This is a genomic window from Okeania sp. SIO2C9, assembly GCF_010672455.1.
Taxonomy (GTDB): domain Bacteria; phylum Cyanobacteriota; class Cyanobacteriia; order Cyanobacteriales; family Microcoleaceae; genus Okeania.
On the sequence record NZ_JAAHGO010000078.1, the window covers coordinates 14365 to 30207 of the forward strand.

Genomic DNA, 15843 nt, shown 5'->3' on the forward strand with positions numbered 1-15843 from the left:
AAGCGGTCGTTCTTCGGAGCTTCCCCGTAGGGAGGGATGGCGAGGAAACCTTGTCATATCCAATCGACCAAGAGAGCAGTCGCTCTTCGGAGCTTCCCGTAGGGAGGGATGGCGAGGAAACCTTGTCATATCCAATCGACCAAGAGAAACTAAACTTCAGTATTTTCTTGCTTCTTGCTTTCCTAGGTCATGCTGCGCAAACAGCGGTCGGTACTGATAACGAAGTTCCGACCATAGGAGACGAACTGATAACTGATAACTGATAACTGAAATGACCAATATTACGATCGCCTGGATGGCATTACCATTTTTTATTGGGTTTGTTATTTATTTACTACCCAAACTAGACCGCTTTCTCGCACTGGGAATAGCATTAGTTTCAGCTAACTATGCCTTGGCGATATTTTCAACCCAATCACTGTTAAATATACAGTTACTAGATAATTTTGGTGTAACTTTAACCATCGACCAACTGAGTGGCTTTTTTATCATCACTAATGCTATAGTTACAACCGCAGTTATTATTTACACTTGGAGTAGCGAAAAAACTGCTTTTTTCTATATGCAAATAGTGATTCTGCATGGTAGCGTCAACTCTGCCTTTATATGTGCAGATTTTATTAGTTTGTATGTAGCATTAGAGGTAATCAGTATTGCTGCCTTTCTTCTCATTACCTATCCGCGTACAGATAGATCGATTTGGGTAGGATTGCGCTATCTGTTTGTCAGTAATACGACAATGCTGTTTTATCTGGTAGGAGCAGTACTGGTATATAAGGCAAATAATTCCTTTAGTTTTACGGGTTTGACTGGTTCGCCTCCCGAAGCGATCGCTCTGATATTTCTAGGATTATTAGTTAAAGGGGGTATCTTTGTCTCAGGATTTTGGTTGCCTTTAACCCACTCCGAATCACAAAGTCAAGTATCAGCAATGTTGTCAGGAGTGGTGGTCAAATCTGGAGTGTTTCCCTTAGTGCGTTGTGCCCTACTATTAGAAGAGATAGATCCAATTGTGAGAATTTTTGGTGTAGCTACAGCTTTGTTAGGAGTAGGTTATGCCATTGTGGAAAAAGATACCAAGCGTACCCTAGCATTTAGCACCATTTCTCAATTGGGTTTTATCATGGCCGCGCCAGAAGTAGGAGGCTTTTATGCTTTGACTCACGGATTGGTGAAATCAGCACTTTTTCTCATATCAGGTATTTTGCCCAGTCGTAATTTTAAGGAGTTGCGAGACCAACCGCTCAATAACTCAATCTGGAGAGCTTTAGCCATCGCTAGTTTTTCAATTTCCGGTTTTCCCCTATTGTCTGGTTTTGGGGCTAAGATATTGACCTCCAAGAGTTTATTACCTTGGCAGGTTGTGGCAATGAATGTTGCTACAGTAGGAACAACAATTGTATTTGCCAAATTTATCTTTCTCCCCCACAAAAAGAGCGAAGAAAAAGGGAAAGTATCATTTGGGTTTTGGTGGGCGATGGTAATTTTACTCGGCGGATTGATTGTAGCAAATGCTGTTTATTACCAAGCTTATACCTTAAGTAATATACTGAAACCTCTAGTAACTATTAGTATCGGTTGGTTAGCATATCTTTTTATTTTTAGGAAATTAATTCTGAAATTCCCTCGTGGGGTCGAGAAATTCGATCATTTGATTGGGGTAATGAGTCTAATGTTGATTCTAGTTTTCTGGATGGTGCAGATATGACCAATATTACTATCCTCTGGATGGCATTACCCTTTTTTACTGGTTTCATTATCTATCTATTACCGAAACTAGACCGCTTTCTCGCACTGGGGATAGCATTGGTTTCGACTAACTATGCCTTGGCGATATTTGTAGAACAGTCTCCTTTGAACATACAGTTACTCGATAATTTTGGTGTAACTTTAATCATCGACCAACTAAGTGGCTTTTTTATCATCACTAATGCTATAGTAACACTCGCAGTTATTTTTTACTGTTGGAGTAGCGAAAAAACTGCTTTTTTCTATATGCAAATAGTGATTCTGCATGGTAGCGTTAATGCTATTTTTATCTGTGCAGACTTCATGAGCGTATATGTAGCACTAGAAGTGATCGGTATTGCTGCGTTCCTCCTAGTTGCTTATCCCCGTACAGATAGATCGATTTGGGTAGGATTGCGCTATCTGTTTGTCAGTAATACGGCAATGCTGTTTTATCTGGTAGGAGCAGTAATCGTATATAAGGCAAATCATTCCTTTCATTTTGCTGGTTTGCGTGGTTCGCCTCCTGAAGCGATCGCCCTCATATTTTTGGGATTATTGTCCAAGGGTGGTATATTTGTCTCAGGGTTATGGTTGCCTTTAACCCACTCCGAATCACAGAGTCCTGTATCAGCAATGTTATCAGGAGTAGTGGTCAAAGCTGGTGTTTTTCCTCTAGTGCGTTGTGCGTTAATGTTAGAGGAAATCGATCCGATCGTGAGATTTTTTGGTGTGAGTACAGCACTTTTAGGGGTGGGTTATGCTGTATTTGAAAAAGATACTAAACGGATGCTGGCATTTCATACCATTTCACAGTTAGGTTTTGTGCTTGCTGCGCCAGTAGTAGCTGGTTTCTATGCTTTGACCCACGGTTTAGTTAAATCTGCTCTGTTTTTAATTGCAGGAATTTTACCAAGCCGTAATTTTAAAGAATTGCATTATAAACCCATTGATAATCAGATTTGGGTAGCTTTAGTGGTCGCTAGTTTTTCTATCTCTGGTTTCCCACTATTATCTGGTTTTGGGGCAAAAGTGTTAACTTCTAAAAATCTATTACCCTGGCAGGTTGTTGGGATGAACATTGCTGCAGTGGGAACAGCCATTTCTTTCGCGAAATTCATTTTTCTTCCTCACCAGAAAAACGAGGAAAAAATCAAAGTCAAACAGGGTTTTTGGTGGGCAATGACAGTCTTGCTCGGCGGATTAATTGTGGCAAATGCTGTTTATTATGAAGCTTACACCCTCAAGAATATAATCAAACCACTGGTAAGTATAGCTATTGGTTGGCTAGCATATCTATTGATTTTTAAGAAGTTGGCGATTAAATTCCCCCGTGTGGTCGAAGAATTCGACCATCTGATTGGGTTTATGAGTCTCATGTTAATTTTACTTTTCTGGATAGTATGGACGCAATCGGGTTTTTCAATATAGTATTACGACTGACAATATGGTTTTTACTTACCGCTGATTTGAGTGTGGCAAATATTATCATTGGTGTGAGTATTGCTTTGTTATTACCTCGTAGTCGTAAATCATTAGGCGCTCTAAAAGATTGGTTAGACGTGTTATGGGAAATTGTGGTCGCAATTCCCCAGGCATATATAGAAGCAATACAAATTATGCTTCGCCCCCATAATGATGAAGTGTTGGTTTGCGAAAAAGTTAAACCAAAACGAACGCCAGGATTGATATTTCTGGATATATTTTTGATTACTTTCACCCCTAAAAGCATTGTCTTGAAATACCACGAACAAGGGTGGTATGAAGTACACGTAGTGCGACGGAGGAAAAACAAATGAACTATGTTTTGATTTCTATGATTTTAGCTCTGCTCATACCCATTTATGAAGCTTGGCAGGATAATAATATTTGGCAGAAAGTACTCGCCTTTGCTAGTATTGCCACCAAAACTTCGATTATGATGTTGGTGATATCCGTTTTGCGAGATGATTGGTCAATTGGAGTAGTTGCAGTTATTATTCTGAGTGTGGGTAATGCAGGATTAATGCTACTGGCAAATTTAATCAAAAGGTTAAACGAAGTATGATTGACATTTTAAGTTATAGCTTGATAGTTATTGGAATTATTTTCTGGTTTTGGGGAACATTTCCCCTGCTCGGAAATAGATCGGTTTTATTTAAACTCCATAGTCTTTCGGTAGCGGATACCCTTGGATCGATGAGTATTGTTGTCGGTTTACTACTCAAAATACCTGTAGAATGGCCGTTATTGCTCCTAGCACTGATTACTTTGGCAATTTGGAATACGGTTTTGGGATATGTTTTAGCATATTGCTCTAGTAGTGGAGGGAAAAATGATTGATAGTTATGTTTATGTCATCATTGCTCTACTACCATTAGCAGCTTTGATACTAGTATTTCAAGTTAATCCCTATAATGCTTTAATTATCCGAGCAATTTTAGGAGCAGTAGCAGCTTTGGTATATGCAGTTTTAGGAGCTGCAGATGTCGCTTTAACTGAAGCTTTAGTAGGTACAATGTTAGCTATTACTCTTTATGTTGTGGCAGTTCGTTCCTCTTTAGTAATGCGTCTGGGAATAGTTAAAGAGGTAGAGGTAGAAACAGACAGTTATTTTAGCAAATTAATCGCTAATATCAGAAAAACTATTAATAAATATCATTTGCGTCTGGAATTAGTTGAATATCCGAACAAACAAGCTTTAGAATGGGCGTTGATAGGTAAAGAGGTTCACGCTATCTGTAGTAAATCAGAAAAATTAGAATCAGACAGCGAACCCACTTATCAAACTAGCATTAGAGTGCATCGTCTTTTTGAGATTATGCAAACCGAACTAACTTCATCAAAAACAACTGTGACATACATAACTGTACCAAACTTGGAGGGCAAACATTAATGAAATGGATTTATGTTATAGCTGGAATAGCATTGTTAGTCAAAGTGCTAATTATGCCCAACCCACAAGCAGAATGGGAGGAAATTTCTATTGTTGGAGTGATCGTCAATGATAGTGGAGTACCAAATGCAGTTTCTGGCATCATTTTTAGAAATCGACTCTACGACACAATTTTTGAAGTGGTGGTATTTACGATCGCTATTTTGGGCGTGAAATTTCTACTCGCAAATGAAAAACCTACTGAAAAAGTTTATCAGTTTAGCGATCAACCTTCAATTGTGTTAGCGCGTTTGGGAGCTACTATTACGGCGTTGGTGAGTATTGAGCTAGCAATTAGGGGACATCTCAGTCCAGGTGGTGGGTTTGCAGCTGGGGTTGCTGGAGGAACTGCTATTGGTTTGATTGCTATTACTTCATCATCCGAGCAGATGGAGAAAATCTATAAAAAATGGAATGCTGCTACTTGGGAAAAGGTTTCAGTTTTAATATTCATTGTATTGGCAGCTATAACTCTGATGGGATTGGAATTACCTAAAGGAGAGTTGGGAACCCTTGTTAGTGGGGGAATTTTACCGATACTTAATATTTTAGTGGCAATAAAAGTGGCATTGGGTTCCTGGGCAGTTATTTTATTGTTTATTCGTTATCGGGGGTTGTTGTGAGGGTCGGGAGATGGGGTGATGGGGTGATGGGGTGATGGGGTGATGGGGAGATGGGGAGATGGGGTGATGGGGAGATGGGGTGATGGGGTGATGGGGTTGCACATAGAATCTGGTTATATAATAGACATCTCCAATAATAAAAAATCAAATCAATTATCACACTCTTATTGATCAATTCTTTATAATAAGTATTCAACCGGATTTGATATGATGGGGGGATGGGATATTTTTGTTGTAGTGGGAAAAATATATGACTGAAAGTCGCGAAAATTTAATTCATAACCATGAAGATTTAGAGGTGTATCAAATTGCTTTTGATACTGCTATGAAAATTTTTGAAGTTTCTAAAAGTTTTCCCAAAGCAGAAACATATTCTTTAACTGACCAAATTAGGCGTTCTTCCCGTTCTGTATGTGCTAATTTAGCAGAAGCATGGAGGAGAAGGCGTTATAAAGGTTCATTTTTATTAAGATTAAATGATGCTGAAGCAGAAGCGGCAGAAAGTCAAGTTTGGCTAAAGTTTGCAGTTAAATGTCAATATTTAGAGATACAAACAGGAAGACAACTTTATAGTCAATATAATCAAATTTTAGGGATGATTGTAAAAATAACCAAAAACGCTGATAAATGGTTGTTGAAAAAAACTTAAGTTGATGTGTCATACAGAATCCAGTTATATATATAATACTATGTTTGTTTATTATGTTTATAATTCTATATATACTTCAACATTCAATCCCCCCTACTCCCCTACTCCCCTACTCCCCATCTCCCCATCCCCCCTACTCCCCTACTCCCCATATCCCCATCTCCCCATATCCCCATCTCCCCATATCCCCTACTCCCCATCCCCCCATCTCCCCACCTCCCCATCACCCCATCACCCCATCACCCCATCTCCCTATCTCCCCTACTCCCCATCCCCCCATCAACGCAAACCCGCACAAATAAACCCACTCCAATATTCAGGATGCTCGAATGGATGCTCTTGTTCACACACTGCTTTTAATCGTATATCTCTAGTTCTCAATATCCGTTTTTCCAACGACACCTGTTTCTTATATTCTGCCTGCAACTGTTGATACTCTGGAGCATCTTCCGCACAACCATCAAGCTTTTGTTTTGCCGCCGCTTTCTTCTGAGATGCAAGCTGCAACTTCTCATTCAGCAACTGCTCTAACTCTCGATAATATTCCCTCTCAAACTCCTCCCCCGTCAACTGCCGTAAATCTTGTTGAGCTTTTTGCAACGCTTGGGGACGATTCAAACCTGCTTTTCGTTTTTGATGATAAAATAACGAAAACAATGATGTTGCCAAGTCATCTACTGCCCACAACGAGCTAATTACACCCCTGGCACCAGCACATAAAAAACCTGTATTTAAGGTCATGGTATCATCGGTGATTTCTGTGGTACCGAGATTGGTTTCGCAGCACGAGAGGAATACTTCGTCTAAGTCGGGGAAGCGGAAAGCGGGAGATAATAAGTCGCTCAATGTAATCCTGCCATCAGCTAAGATTAATTCTGACTCCAGACTGTTGTCGAAGCGAGATTTAGCGTGATGACTGGATAATAATCCTTGTACTTGCTGTAATAATTGTTTGTAGGTGCTGACGGTTGCTGTGGTGCCTTGGAGATATTTATCGGTGGCAACGTTATATATTTGTGCGACTTTTTGAGCTTCAAAACTGCTGCATGGCAAGTCTTCTTGGGTATCTTCGACGATGCCATAAGCGGGGGTTTCGGTGGATATGGGCGGACGTTGGGTGCAGAAGTCGAGGGTTTGGCAGCTAGACTGGGTGCGGATGAGGAATTTATCGCCGAGATATTGGTTATCTGCTAGGGGTAAGGCAGCGAAGGGGATTTGATGTAAGTACAAGTGGGGTATGATGATTAATTCTTCGATGCCTGTTAATTTCTCTACTAATTTATCTAACTGCAACCGCTGACTAATTTCTTTGAGGTTTGATGGCATTTTTTGATGCCAGTCATAGATTGATAATAGCTGCTTGCGTAATTTCTTAAATTTTGCTTTGTCTACAGACTGAGTGGTGCCATCTTTGAGAAAGATTGATACTGTCTCTTTTTCTGGTTTTGCAGATTCAATAGTGTCGATTTCGCATCCTAACAACTTTGCTGCTGCTATTGTTGACAGAGGTGGGCGATCGCTTTCTGGCAACCCAGACAAAACATAAGACTGGAACCAGTTTTCCCGCAACCATATTTGCAACTCACCGTAACCTTGTCCGCAGCGATGCAAATCTACGTTATCGCCTACTAGGATAAAAGCGTAGGTGTCTTCGTCGGTGGTAAAAAAGCTGACAAGAGCAGTAGTGGGGTTATCCTGCACCAGATTTTGCAATTTGGCAAATTCTAAAGGGGTTACTGCTAAACCTTCTGCTAATACTGGGTCTAATTTGCGAATTTGGCGGTAAATTACCTGTTTTTCTGCTTCTAAGGTGGTGATGCGGTCGTTCCTTGCTTGCCAGGAAGCGCTGATTTTTCTGGAGTTGGCAGCACCTACTAATTCTTGGTTGTAGTTGCGGGATTCATTATTAAATCGTAAGTTGTCTATTTGTAGTTGTATTTTTTCGTATTGCTGCGATAACTCGGCAACTTCTGGGGGCGTTTCTTCTTGATAATAGACATCTTTGCCGTACATTAAATCGACTAACTGGCGGTTGCGAGATTGCTCGGCGTATGTTAATGCTTGGGCGTGTTGCTTGGTATTGACAAAGCATTGGATGATATTCGTATAGACACTGATGGCATTTTTGAGGACTTCTTGGCGGCTATTTTCAGTTTGTCTTCCCGTTCTTAATATTTCTGTTGCTTCTATTGCTTGAGTGTAAGCTGAGATCGCTTTTTCCCACTTGCCTTGGGTGAAGTGGAGATAGCCTAGATTTCCTGCTAGCGAAGCACATTCTACAGGCATTGTTTTAGGAGTTGCGATTTTTAGGGATTTTTGGAAGTTAGGAATTGCGCGATCGTATTGTTCCAGGGAATTGTAAGCATTACCCAAATTACCTAAAGAAATTGCTTCTCCTTGACAGTCCTTGATTTCTCGCTTAATATCTAAAGACTGTTGGTGGAACTTTATCGCCTGTTCGTATTGCCCCAGGGAATGGTAAGCAATACCCAAATTACCCAAAGAATATCCTTCTCCTCGACGGTCTTTGATTTCTTGCTGAATAGCTAAAGACTGTTGGTGCTTCTCTATTGCCTGTTCGTATTGCCCCAGGGAATTGTAAGCATTACCCAAATTACTCAAAGAAATTGCTTCTCCTTTACGGTCTTTGATTTCTCGCGCAATAGCTAAATACTGTTGGTGCTTCTCTATTGCCTGTTCGTATTGCCCCAGGGAATTGTAAGCATTACCCAAATTACCCAAAGAATATGCTTCTCCTTGACGGTCTTTGATTTCTCGGGCAATAGCCAAAGACTGTTGGAAGAACTCTATCGCCCGTTCGTATTGCCCCAGGGAATGGTAAGCACTACCCAAGTTAACCAAAGAATATGTTTCTTCTTGACGGTCTTTGATTTCTCGCGCAATAGCTAAATACTGTTGCTGGAACTCTATCGCCCGTTCGTATTGCCCCAGGAAAAAGTAAACAATACCCAAACAACCCAAAGAATTTGCTTCTCCTTGGAGGTATTTAATTTCTCGGGCAATAGCTAAAGACTGTTGGTGAAACTCTATCGCCCGTTCGCTCTGCCCCAGGGAAACATAGGCAAAACCCAAATCATTCAGAGAATTTGCTTCTCCTTGACGGTCTTTGATTTCTCGCTTAATAGCTACAGACTGTTGATAGAAATCTATCGCCTGTTCGTATTGCCCTAGGGAATTGTAAGCATTACCCAAACAACCCAAAGAATTTGCTTCTCCTTGGCGGTATTTAGTTTCTCGGGCAATAGCCAAAGACTGTTGGAAGAACTCTATCGCCCGTTCGCTCTGCCCCAGGGAGTCGTAAGCAATACCCAAATTACCCAAAGAAATTGCTTCTCCTTGGCGGTCTTTGATTTCTTGATAGATGGTAAGAGTTTGCTGCCAACATTGGAGAGCAAGGGGAAATACGCTAATTTGAAACCACCTAATTCCTATTTCAAACAAAACATCTGCGGTCTCCTTTCTAGTTGTGGGAGCCATTTGAGAACTGCCAAGAAACTCTCCCAGTTGTAGAGTGAGATTCAAAATAAAATTTGCACCATCAGGGTTGTTATTTTTCGCTAGGGCTTCTGCTGCCTCCACCATTACTGGCAATAATTCTGGTACAATTAATTGTTGATTGCTACCTAAAACTTCGTTAACTTCTTGAAAATTATTACAAACAAGCAGTTGGTTTATTAAGTCGATAAATTCTTCTTCCATAGTGATATTAAGCCTAGAAAAATACTGGTCAAAAATGGGTTGTGGTTAGGGAAAATTAGCCCAACAAATATAGGTTTTTGTTAGGTAGCGTTACAGCTTAACCTAATTTGCAGTATTACGGCTAGATTATCCGGATTTAACACTAATTGTTCTTAATATTTAATTAGTTCCTAATATCCACCCCTCTTTTACGGTGAAGCAAGTTTATTTCAACCTCTTAGTTATCTGGACTTATGAATACAACAATTGACAATACTCTACTTGCCCTTTTATTAGCTTTGAAAAACCTCGAAAACCCTCTCAACACGCAGGAGCAGGAGGCATTAGCAGATGTGGGGCAACAATTGAAATTAGACTCTAACGACTGGGACTTCATCGAAGACGATTTAATGGCCACTATTCATGGCAACGATGCCCTAAACCAACTATATCAAAAGGCTAAAGCAAAACTAGATGCTTGCGATCGCCCAATTCCCACTGACTTGCTACCTACTGACGCAGAATTAGAAAATGCCTTACCCCGAGAAAGTAAGGGTGGCACACGCGCCCACTTTGAAGGTAAACCCGACGAGCAAAGTAACGAAATCCTCAATTTAGCTACCAACGTTGTCTCTACTGAAAAACCAGAAGAAACTGCTAAAAAACTCTCCTTTCTAGAAAGACTTTCCCAATTCCTAAATCAGCCTTCAAAAAATGACTGACCTTATCTATCCCAACCTATTTCTATTTCTTTACGACCTCCGACAAGGTTTAGGAGAAAGCAAAGAAGACTTAGAAAAAAATCGCAAAATATTTGCCTCCAAATTACCCGAACATCTGCACAATTCTCTATTTAAACTCGACGGCGTAATAGAAACCGAATACCTCGAACTTTTGACACAAAGAATCGAGTATTTTCGCGACGAAATTCCCGACGAAGGCTATTATTATCCAGTCCGACTAAATGATACTTATGGACTACTAATAGCCGCTTCTTTTCCTAACAATAAAACTCGTCATTCCACCAACAGCATCGCCGAACTAAAAAACCAAATCGAAGCCAAACTCAAAGATTCATCGGGCAAAATTCAAACAGGTAATCTCGGACAAACTTGGTTAGTTTTAGCGGAATTAGCTAACAACAAAAACCCTGAAGAAATCGCCAAACAATGCTGCGAAAAATTAAATCTTGGCTTCGACTGGGAAAAAGATTTGCAAGGTCAAGGAAAACTGTTAGGAGGAACAATCTTTGAATTACGACAATACGGCATTACCATGTCAGAAAATATAGATTTTTCCTCACCACCAACTATTGAAGAAATCCAGACAAATAATCATCTCATAATTTCTCTCTATCCCAACGAACAAACTGCCAAAAAAGCAGCAGAATTTAACTTTGATTTGCTCCGTTTACTTTGTTACCGCCACAAAGTTTTTTGGGCTTATGCTCAGAGTCGCTATCTGAAAGAATTACTCAAAAAATCTGCCATAGAAATTCAACAATATATCCAAGAAATCCAGAAATATCAAAACCCTAGTTTAAATCTCAAACCACTACAGAAAATATTAGTAAAATCTCAAACTACATTATATAACTATTCAATTAAATTAGGCTATTTTGACAGTCAAATACGCACCATAGAAATTAATCTGCTCAACTACCAAAGACGCTTAGATACAATCAGAGAAAAAGCCACATCAAAAGCCCTCGAAAATCTATTACCAGAAAACATTCCCACTCCAATTTCCCAACTTTCCAAACTAACAATAAATGGAGAAGATATTTCATCAATATTAGCTCGTTTGATCTCCACCCCCGGAGTCACAACCGACCTCAAATTTATCGAAAAATTCCCTCAAGAAATAACCGAAAAATATCTGCTGCAAATGCAAAAAGACTATGCCAATCTTAGCCCCAATTTAAAACTATTAGAAGACCTCATAAACTCCATTCGTGGCATCACAGAAATAGAACAAGCAGAGAGCGATCGCAACTTTCAAGAACTTGTCGCCATTATCGGTGTGGGATTAGGTGCAGGTGCCAGCGTTGCCTCCATTTCTGGTCATTTTCCTTATGTCAATAGTAGTACCACAGCTAGTCATCATCCAGTAGGCAAGTTTCTGTCTAAATATTCAGTACCGGAAGGTTGGTTAGCACCGGGAATTTCAATTATATTTAGCTTGTTTGCCAGCGTTATTGGTATAGTGGGAGTTAAATTATGGTGGTATATAGCAAAAAAATGGGAGCAACGTTCTCGGTGATGAGTGAAAATATTACTACTATTTTCAGAGAAAATATGCTATAATATAGACCTTTATATTCAGGACTTACGCATGAGGCACGAAAAACTAGGATTTGAGATTGCTTCCCTGTCGGTCGCAATGACGGAAATACGTTGCAGGTGCGTAAGTCCTAATATTAATGAAGTGTAATATCAAATCCGGATAATTACTATAGCCTAGTCATTGCGACTGGAACGGAGTGGAAGGAAGCAATCTCAAGGGTTTAGGAGATTGCTTCCTATCGTCGCAATGACGACTTTTCAGCCGAATTATAATACATAACACAGCATTAATATACAAAATTAAAACCAATTTTTAACACATAAACAGGACTTACGCATGAGTAACACAATTTCGACGTTTGAGATTGCTATCCTGACGGACTGCTCCGCAAACGCTGTCGCTCGCAATGACAGAAACACGTTGTTCTGCGTAAGTCCTAATAAATTTAAAATAAAAATATGATGGCTGAAATTAAACTCAGGTCAAAAAATCCAGATTCTCTCAGACGAATTATTCAAAGTGCTTTGTCAGAAAGATTACAAAGTGTTAAAACAGGAATTAAAAGAACAGAAGAACGCCTTCAGGAATTTGAAACTAAATATCAATTATCGACGGAGGAATTTATAACCCGCTTTAATAATGATGAAATAGCTCATAGTTTTGACTTTGATGAATGGATTGGAGAATCTCGAATTTTGGCACATTTACAAGAAACAAAAGAATCCATAGAGGAGATTGATTTTGTTGATTGAAGATTATTTTCAACAGATTCAGCTATTATTTTAATCCTCTATAATAGTTCAGTCATTGAATATTGAACAAGACAAGAGAGGAATGTATGAAGGTTTGATCAGAGGCAATATTGATTTTCCAGATAATTCTGTGCTACATTTCCGAGAATTTGTCTATGTAGAAATCTCCATTGATAGAAAAATGTATAGTTATCAATATATGAATTCAGAGAATAATCTGATTTTTCGCTATGACAATACAGAACACCACCGAAAATTAAATCTTGCTACTTTTCCTCATTATAAACATGATGGAAGTGAGAATAATTTTGTTAATTCAGATGCTCCTTTTTTAGTTGAGTTACTAAAGGAAATTGAAAAAATATTAGGATGATTCTATCTTTCTGATATAGCTATAGATAGTGCTGCGGAGCAATATTGCTCCACAAAACCTATACTTAAATTAATGCTCAAAAATATCTTTATACTGCAATAAATCTAATCCCACAAATACGGGTAAACATTCAAAACACTGCTGTGCTAATTCCCACCTTTCCTCTCGTTTCAACATTTTAATTAACTTCTCCCTGACACTCAATAAATACCGCACATCATTAGCTGCATAACTCAATTGTTCCTCAGTTAAATTCTCTGCATTTCCCCAATCAGAACTTTGAGCAGATTTATCTAACTCTACTTTTTCTAACTCCATTACCAACTCTTTTAAACCATGTTTTCCTGTATAGGTTCGTGCTAATTTACTGGCAATTTTGGTACAGAAAATTGGGGAAACTTTAATGTCTAAATGATGCTGTAACATTGCTACATCAAACCTAGCAAAATGAAATACTTTAACTATTTCCGTTGCCTCCATTAATTGTTTTAAATTCGGTGCTTCTTGCTGCCCTTTTTCAATCCGAATAGCTGTAACTTTCCCTTGAGAATTGCATAACTGGACTAAACATAAGCGATCGCGCCCTGGCAACAATTAGGGGTCGATAGGAGCCTCACGGCTCCCACCTCCCATTCAAAACCGGACGTGAGACTTTCACCTCATCCGGCTCCTGACTTAACTAACCTGGTTGTCACAGGCACAGTCTTCGTTTACCAGAATTAGCATATCCTTGACCCATCGGTAGTTCAATGGTAATTTATGACCGTTGAACTTGGGTTTTAGACTACCATCCCTGGCTGTTTTGTGGTCATGGCAATGATTATGTAATAACTGTAAGTTTTTGTATTCATCTTTCCCACCCAGAGATTTAGGGGTGATATGGTCGATTTCAATATTGTCATTTTCGTGAAAATATTGACCGCAGTAATTACATTTACCACCTTGTATTTTAAGTAGCTTTGCGATACGAGTTGGGGTTCCTATATAATTTCCCCTTCTTTTACTCCAGTATATCCAGTCCCCATTGTATGGAGATGCTTCTGAGCGAACTAATGGGTGACGGGTTATTTTCGTTTCTCTGTATTTATGAAGAATGATACCTTCTTCCGTTTGAAACGTCCATGCTCCGTATTTCCCGTGGCTGTAGTATTTTCTTAGTTTCTTGTAGCTAGCTCGACCAGTTCTCGATACTGTCCATGCTCTCAGGACTTTCCACATATAGTGGTCTAGCGAAGCAAAGATATCTTTACTTGCCACACTTTTGTAGTAGTTGCACCATCCTCTAATGATTGGATTTAGTCTGCTTATTAGTGCTGACTGTGGTGCTGTTCTATATTGATTTACTACTTTCTTAATTTCTTCCTGATGAGCTTTGATTGCTTTGTCACTTGGTTTAATTAGAGTTTTTGTTTCTAATATTCTTACCAACCGTGGTGTGACTACTTTTCCAGCATGATGTTTTCCTGTCGGATATTGCCTAATATTGAAACCTAAGAAATCAAAACCTGGTTTCTCCTTCTTACCGTTGATTTCAATTTGTTTGGAAGTATGACATATTCTAGTCTTTTCCTCTTTTAGCTTTAATCCTACAGGTTTTAACCATTCTTGGATTGCTTTCTTGCATTGTAGAATGACCTCTAATTCTCTATGAATCACAACGAAGTCGTCAGCATATCTGATGATTTTGGGTTTGTAACCTTGAATATAATTCTTTTGGTTAGGAAAAATTTCCTGGATGTCCCTAATCATGCCATCCAATGCGATGTTTGCCAACAGAGGTGATATGACACCGCCTTGAGGTGTGCCGGACTCTGTTTCTGTAAATACGCCGTTGTCCAATACTCCTGCGTTGAGCCATTGCTTAATCTCACGTCTTATGTTCGCAGGACAATCTAATTTTGACAGTAGGTGTTCATGGTTAATTTTATCGAAGCATTTTTCTATGTCAGCGTCCAAAACATACGACGGGGTTTTGCTAATTATGACATGGATTCTTTGCATCGCATCTTGGGCTGACTTGCCGGGTCTAAAGCCGTAGCTTTCATCCTCAAATTGGGCTTCCCAGTATGGTTCAAGCACCATCTTAACCAAGGCTTGCATTGCTCTATCTCTGAGGGTAGGGATTCCTAATGGGCGTTGTTCGTTACGGCCTGGTTTTGGTATCCATACCCTTCTAAGTCGTTTAGCTTTGTAATGTTCGGACATTTCATTGACTAGGTTTAACCTTTGTTTTGGCGTTAATGATTTTTGGCCATCTACTCCGGCTGTTTTCTTTCCAGTATTGTCCTGTGTTACTTGCTTAACTGCTAAGAGCTTTGCATAGTATGACTTGTGTAGTATTTTCTGAAGTCGTCTCGCTTTTGCTTTATTATCACTTTTGACTGCTTGATAAATAGCTTTTTGGAGCTTGAATACTTTCCTCCGAACTTTTGCCCAGGGGATGTTAGACCATTCTGTGAACGTAGTCTTGAGACTCGCTTGCGACATTATGACTCCTAATCAGTTCCTTATCTTTTAGTTAAATCGTGAGTACGTCAGCATATCCTTCCCATTACAGGTCGGCTTTGGCTTTTTACTCCATCTCTATCCCTAGAGAGCTTACGCTTAGATTTGTCACTACTACAATTTATCGACCTTGATTGTAGAGCTATCTAGGGGTTACTTCGTTCCATATATCTGGGTTTTCTGACTTTAGACCCATCCTTTCTCCAGGGGTACTTTAGTAAATCTGTATGAGTAGCCGGGACAGACCCTCATCTTTCCCCATGCACATATTTTGTACGCAGTGTATCAATTTGGATTTCACTACTTGAGACTAA

Annotated in this window: 16 protein-coding genes and 1 pseudogene; 13 read left to right on the forward strand and 4 right to left on the reverse strand. The window is 39.5% G+C overall.

Translation table 11 applies throughout. The annotated features are described in order from the left end of the window. Window positions 1–271: 271 nt before the first annotated feature. The 9 genes from F6K23_RS33300 (at window position 272) to F6K23_RS33340 (ending at window position 5914) form a co-directional block, all read left to right on the forward strand. Window positions 272–1708: a cation:proton antiporter gene (locus tag F6K23_RS33300; RefSeq protein ID WP_293164278.1), complete on the forward strand. Its 1437-nt coding sequence runs from the start codon at window positions 272–274 to the stop codon at window positions 1706–1708. Next, window positions 1705–3159 (forward strand): cation:proton antiporter, encoded by a 1455-nt coding sequence (locus tag F6K23_RS33305; RefSeq protein ID WP_293164281.1) that lies wholly within the window; start codon window positions 1705–1707, stop codon window positions 3157–3159. Before F6K23_RS33300 ends, F6K23_RS33305 begins: the two co-directional genes overlap by 4 nt. Next, window positions 3132–3527: a Na+/H+ antiporter subunit E gene (locus F6K23_RS33310; protein ID WP_293164284.1), complete on the forward strand. Its 396-nt coding sequence runs from the start codon at window positions 3132–3134 to the stop codon at window positions 3525–3527. The genes F6K23_RS33305 and F6K23_RS33310 overlap by 28 nt, the downstream gene beginning before the upstream one ends. Beyond that, the gene (locus F6K23_RS33315; RefSeq protein ID WP_293164287.1) at window positions 3524–3775 is read left to right on the forward strand and encodes a hypothetical protein; all 252 of its coding nucleotides are present in this window, start codon (window positions 3524–3526) and stop codon (window positions 3773–3775) included. The genes F6K23_RS33310 and F6K23_RS33315 overlap by 4 nt, the downstream gene beginning before the upstream one ends. After that, a complete protein-coding gene (locus tag F6K23_RS33320) occupies window positions 3772–4050 on the forward strand; it encodes a monovalent cation/H(+) antiporter subunit G (protein ID WP_293126462.1) in 279 nt (92 codons plus the stop codon). The genes F6K23_RS33315 and F6K23_RS33320 overlap by 4 nt, the downstream gene beginning before the upstream one ends. Next, a complete protein-coding gene (locus tag F6K23_RS33325) occupies window positions 4043–4603 on the forward strand; it encodes a DUF4040 domain-containing protein (protein WP_293164289.1) in 561 nt (186 codons plus the stop codon). Before F6K23_RS33320 ends, F6K23_RS33325 begins: the two co-directional genes overlap by 8 nt. Beyond that, entirely contained in the window at window positions 4603–5265 is a 663-nt protein-coding gene (locus F6K23_RS33330) for a Na(+)/H(+) antiporter subunit B (protein ID WP_293164290.1), read from the forward strand. Before F6K23_RS33325 ends, F6K23_RS33330 begins: the two co-directional genes overlap by 1 nt. Window positions 5266–5307: 42 nt before the next feature. Further along, window positions 5308–5436 (forward strand): hypothetical protein, encoded by a 129-nt coding sequence (locus tag F6K23_RS33335; protein ID WP_293164291.1) that lies wholly within the window; start codon window positions 5308–5310, stop codon window positions 5434–5436. Window positions 5437–5515: 79 nt separating this feature from the next. Next, a complete protein-coding gene (locus tag F6K23_RS33340; RefSeq protein WP_293164293.1) occupies window positions 5516–5914 on the forward strand; it encodes a four helix bundle protein in 399 nt (132 codons plus the stop codon). Between the two features lie 101 nt (window positions 5915–6015). Here F6K23_RS33340 and F6K23_RS33345 read toward each other — a convergent pair whose 3' ends face one another. Beyond that, window positions 6016–6138 (reverse strand): hypothetical protein, encoded by a 123-nt coding sequence (locus F6K23_RS33345; RefSeq protein ID WP_293164296.1) that lies wholly within the window; start codon window positions 6136–6138, stop codon window positions 6016–6018. A 55-nt stretch (window positions 6139–6193) separates the two neighbouring features. Further along, window positions 6194–9634 carry a tetratricopeptide repeat protein gene (locus tag F6K23_RS33350; RefSeq protein ID WP_293164299.1) on the reverse strand — a complete coding sequence of 1147 codons (3441 nt, stop codon included), beginning with the start codon at window positions 9632–9634 and terminating at the stop codon, window positions 6194–6196. 233 nt (window positions 9635–9867) lie between these two features. Here F6K23_RS33350 and F6K23_RS33355 point away from each other — a divergent pair, with 233 nt between their 5' ends. The 4 genes from F6K23_RS33355 to F6K23_RS33370 all read left to right on the forward strand — a co-directional run bounded on the left by F6K23_RS33355 (window position 9868) and on the right by F6K23_RS33370 (window position 13024). Then, window positions 9868–10335, forward strand: a complete 468-nt coding sequence (locus tag F6K23_RS33355; RefSeq protein WP_293164302.1) for a hypothetical protein — start codon at window positions 9868–9870, stop codon at window positions 10333–10335. Next, entirely contained in the window at window positions 10328–11875 is a 1548-nt protein-coding gene (locus F6K23_RS33360; protein WP_293164305.1) for a hypothetical protein, read from the forward strand. The genes F6K23_RS33355 and F6K23_RS33360 overlap by 8 nt, the downstream gene beginning before the upstream one ends. 482 nt (window positions 11876–12357) lie before the next feature. Continuing rightward, window positions 12358–12651: a hypothetical protein gene (locus F6K23_RS33365; protein WP_293164308.1), complete on the forward strand. Its 294-nt coding sequence runs from the start codon at window positions 12358–12360 to the stop codon at window positions 12649–12651. Between the two features lie 55 nt (window positions 12652–12706). Then, on the forward strand, window positions 12707–13024 hold the full coding sequence (locus tag F6K23_RS33370) for a DUF6516 family protein (protein WP_293164310.1): 318 nt from the start codon (window positions 12707–12709) through the stop codon (window positions 13022–13024). Window positions 13025–13093: 69 nt separating this feature from the next. On the opposite strand, the pseudogene F6K23_RS33375 reads toward F6K23_RS33370, so the two are convergent. Both F6K23_RS33375 and ltrA read right to left on the reverse strand, forming a co-directional pair. Further along, window positions 13094–13618 (reverse strand): annotated as a pseudogene (locus F6K23_RS33375) (ribonuclease D); the annotation flags it as partial. Window positions 13619–13699: 81 nt separating this feature from the next. Further along, window positions 13700–15511 carry a group II intron reverse transcriptase/maturase gene (gene ltrA / locus F6K23_RS33380; protein ID WP_293164312.1) on the reverse strand — a complete coding sequence of 604 codons (1812 nt, stop codon included), beginning with the start codon at window positions 15509–15511 and terminating at the stop codon, window positions 13700–13702. Window positions 15512–15843: the final 332 nt, after the last annotated feature.

Coding starts and splice junctions, on each gene's coding strand:
- ltrA (WP_293164312.1), bottom strand. CDS start 15,511: ATGTCGCAAGCGAGTCTCAAGACTACGTTCACAGAATGGTCTAACATC.
- F6K23_RS33365 (WP_293164308.1), top strand. CDS start 12,358: ATGATGGCTGAAATTAAACTCAGGTCAAAAAATCCAGATTCTCTCAGA.
- F6K23_RS33360 (WP_293164305.1), top strand. CDS start 10,328: ATGACTGACCTTATCTATCCCAACCTATTTCTATTTCTTTACGACCTC.
- F6K23_RS33340 (WP_293164293.1), top strand. CDS start 5,516: ATGACTGAAAGTCGCGAAAATTTAATTCATAACCATGAAGATTTAGAG.
- F6K23_RS33330 (WP_293164290.1), top strand. CDS start 4,603: ATGAAATGGATTTATGTTATAGCTGGAATAGCATTGTTAGTCAAAGTG.
- F6K23_RS33315 (WP_293164287.1), top strand. CDS start 3,524: ATGAACTATGTTTTGATTTCTATGATTTTAGCTCTGCTCATACCCATT.
- F6K23_RS33350 (WP_293164299.1), bottom strand. CDS start 9,634: ATGGAAGAAGAATTTATCGACTTAATAAACCAACTGCTTGTTTGTAAT.
- F6K23_RS33320 (WP_293126462.1), top strand. CDS start 3,772: ATGATTGACATTTTAAGTTATAGCTTGATAGTTATTGGAATTATTTTC.
- F6K23_RS33310 (WP_293164284.1), top strand. CDS start 3,132: ATGGACGCAATCGGGTTTTTCAATATAGTATTACGACTGACAATATGG.
- F6K23_RS33345 (WP_293164296.1), bottom strand. CDS start 6,138: ATGGGGAGGTGGGGAGATGGGGGGATGGGGAGTAGGGGATATGGGGAG.
- F6K23_RS33325 (WP_293164289.1), top strand. CDS start 4,043: ATGATTGATAGTTATGTTTATGTCATCATTGCTCTACTACCATTAGCA.
- F6K23_RS33355 (WP_293164302.1), top strand. CDS start 9,868: ATGAATACAACAATTGACAATACTCTACTTGCCCTTTTATTAGCTTTG.
- F6K23_RS33305 (WP_293164281.1), top strand. CDS start 1,705: ATGACCAATATTACTATCCTCTGGATGGCATTACCCTTTTTTACTGGT.
- F6K23_RS33335 (WP_293164291.1), top strand. CDS start 5,308: ATGGGGAGATGGGGAGATGGGGTGATGGGGAGATGGGGTGATGGGGTG.
- F6K23_RS33300 (WP_293164278.1), top strand. CDS start 272: ATGACCAATATTACGATCGCCTGGATGGCATTACCATTTTTTATTGGG.